3 protein-coding genes and 1 pseudogene are annotated in these 2,493 nt (G+C 68.3%); 3 read left to right on the top strand and 1 reads right to left on the bottom strand.

The genetic code is table 11. The features are described from left to right. Window positions 1-355: pseudogene (locus H3O04_RS34945) on the bottom strand (serine hydrolase domain-containing protein); the annotation flags it as partial. 240 nt (window positions 356-595) lie between these two features. On the opposite strand from H3O04_RS34945, the gene H3O04_RS34940 reads away from it, so the two are divergent. From H3O04_RS34940 to H3O04_RS34930, 3 genes are all read left to right on the top strand, one after another. Further along, the gene (locus tag H3O04_RS34940; RefSeq protein ID WP_011548975.1) at window positions 596-1,015 is read left to right on the top strand and encodes an HIT family protein; all 420 of its coding nucleotides are present in this window, start codon (window positions 596-598) and stop codon (window positions 1,013-1,015) included. A 252-nt stretch (window positions 1,016-1,267) separates the two neighbouring features. After that, on the top strand, window positions 1,268-1,432 hold the full coding sequence (locus H3O04_RS34935; protein ID WP_023477743.1) for a hypothetical protein: 165 nt from the start codon (window positions 1,268-1,270) through the stop codon (window positions 1,430-1,432). 154 nt (window positions 1,433-1,586) lie between these two features. Then, entirely contained in the window at window positions 1,587-2,246 is a 660-nt protein-coding gene (locus tag H3O04_RS34930) for a methyltransferase family protein (protein WP_202589471.1), read from the top strand. The last annotated feature ends 247 nt before the right edge of the window (window positions 2,247-2,493 follow it).

The following is a 2,493-nucleotide window of genomic DNA, read 5'->3' as shown; positions in this document are numbered from 1 at the left end:
AGGTGGCGGCCGCCGCGCCGGTCGGGGCTCCAAGTGCGAGCGTGCAGCCGAGCCCGGGCCGGAAGTCGGCTTCGCGTTCGGCGAAGCCGGCGAAGGTCGCCACCGCGCGATGATGGTCGGGATCGAGCGACGGCCGCACCAGTTTCAGCAACGGATGGACGCCGGCCATGATGTCGACGTCGATCACGGACGCAGCCGGGCGGCCCGACACGAACACGCCCGAACACAGCGCCTTGGCCGCATAGCCGGTCGCGATCGGCGCGAGCCGGGACAGCATATGGCCCGTGTAGCCGATCGCGGCCACGAGCGCGAGCGCGACACCGCGCAGCATCAGCTTCTTGAGGGGAATCGTCATGCGCGAGCGTCCTCGGTGGCGTGCCGGCCGGCAACGATCCGGCAGTGTCGCAGGTTCGGGCGAGGCGGTGCAATCGCGGCCGTGTGACGTGTGGTGGCGGTCGCATGCGTTCGCGCTGCCGCGTGCCCGACGGTTCGGCCGGCGTCGCGTGGCGGCGAGTTGATATCGGGCCGGCCATCGGCCGATAATCGTCCGGCATTGCTCTCCCAGTCCCACTGTCCAACGAGATCGGAAAACGCCATGTCCTACGACAACAACAACCCGTTCGCCCGAATCCTGCGCGGCGAACTGCCGTGCGTGAAGGTCGCCGAAGACGACGCGACGCTCGCGATCATGGATCTGATGCCGCAGGCCGACGGTCACGTGCTCGTGATCCCGAAGGAGCCGGCCGCGCAGATCTTCGAGCTGTCCGGCGATGCGGCCGCGGCCGGTATCCGCATGACGCAGCGCGTCGCGGCGGCAGTGCGCGCGGCGCTCGAGCCGGACGGCGTGTTCATCGGCCAGTTCAACGGCGCGGCAGCCGGCCAGACCGTCCCGCACGTGCATTTCCACGTGATTCCGCGCTGGGAAGGCGCCGAGCTGCGGATGCATGCGCGCGACGTCGCCGACGCGGCGACGCTCGAAGCGCTCGCGCAGCGCATTCGCGCCCGCTTCGTGTAACAGCCTCATCGCGGTCGGCGCGGCCGCCGCCCACCGGCGGGCCGTTGCGCCGATCCAGCCTGTTTCAGCGGTCACACGGGGTAACACGTGTAACGGCCCGGGAAACTCGGCCGGCCACGCCCGGCGCTAGACTCCGCGCATCGTTTCATCGAGCGACAGGAAGGGGCGTTGCCTCTTCGTGCCCGCCGCCGCGTGGTGCGGTGGCGCGGCCTTCGCGCGGTGCCATTGGTCTTTCGCGCCGGGAACCGAGCCATGTCCAGACTTCTCATCACGCTTGCCCTGATCGGCGGCCTGTCCGGCTGCTACGTCGCGCCGCCGTACGGCTACGCGCCCGCGCCGGCCTACTACGGCTATGCGCCCGCGTATTACGCGCCGCCCGTCACCGTCGGCATCGGCGGCCACTTCCGCATTCGCTGATCGGTCGCGGCGCGCCGGCCGGCCGTCCTGCCTCGGTCGGCCGTCTTCGGCCTGACGATGCGCGCGAACTTCCGCGCCGCATGACGGCCGCGCACGGCACCCGGTGTGCGCAGTTCCTATACTTCACAGGAAAGCGCATCCCCGCGAGGCCGTCATGACAGTCACCCCCAAGGTCATCGTCCTGTCGAGCGTAGCCACGCTCGTCTATCTCGGGCTCGCCGTGCTCGGCAGCGGCGGGTTTGCCGCGTTCTTCTCGCATCCTCAACTGACCGTCGTCGCGATCGCGACCCTTGTGATGGCCGTCGCCGCGCTGTTCACCGAAGGCAACCTGAGCAGCGGCGAACGCGAGAACCGCGACAACCGCTGGGTGCTCGCGGCCTTCGGGGTGAGCGGCTTCCTGCTCGCGTACCTGCCGGCGCTGACCGACCGGTTCGACGTCTGGACTTTCGGCGGCGATACGGTGCGCTGGATCGGTGTCGGGATGTACCTCGTGGGCGGCGTGCTGCGCATGTGGCCCGTGTTCGTGCTCGGCAAGCGCTTCAGCGGGCTCGTCGCGATCCAGCCAGGCCATACGCTCGTGACCGGCGGCATCTACAGCCGCATCCGCAATCCCAGCTATCTCGGCCTGGTCGTCAATTCGCTCGGCTGGGCGCTGGTGTTCCGCTCGGCTGTCGGCGTGCTGCTGGTCGTGCTGACGCTCGTGCCGCTCGTCGCGCGAATCCGCTCGGAGGAAGCATTGCTGCGTTCGCAATTCGGCGCCGAATACGACGCGTATTGCGCGCGGACGTGGCGTTTGCTGCCCGGCGTGTACTGACCCCGTCATCTTTTCTCGCACCGTCGTTCGGATGCCCGTTACCGGCGTGTGCGGATGTGTTGCGACGTGTGTCTCGAACGTGCGATCGCGTGCATGATCGGCGTGTCGCGACGTGAGGTCAGACTGCCGCCGGAGCCAATCCCGACAAGGGTTTCAGCCGGATTCGGCGGGTACGTTGAATGTCTGTGATTCGTAAACAACTTGTTACCACAATGTCTACGGCAGGAATGCGGGACCGGTGCTATTC

Origin of the sequence: Burkholderia sp. KCJ3K979 (assembly GCF_016759955.1) — a bacterium.
Taxonomy (GTDB): domain Bacteria; phylum Pseudomonadota; class Gammaproteobacteria; order Burkholderiales; family Burkholderiaceae; genus Burkholderia; species Burkholderia orbicola.
Note: the sequence above shows the minus strand (reverse complement) of the source record. Positions and strands in the feature narration are given on the sequence as shown.

Excerpts from the sequence above, each read along its gene's own strand:
- H3O04_RS34940 (WP_011548975.1), top strand. The coding sequence starts at position 596 with ATGTCCTACGACAACAACAACCCGTTCGCCCGAATCCTGCGCGGCGAA.
- H3O04_RS34930 (WP_202589471.1), top strand. The coding sequence starts at position 1,587 with ATGACAGTCACCCCCAAGGTCATCGTCCTGTCGAGCGTAGCCACGCTC.
- H3O04_RS34935 (WP_023477743.1), top strand. The coding sequence starts at position 1,268 with ATGTCCAGACTTCTCATCACGCTTGCCCTGATCGGCGGCCTGTCCGGC.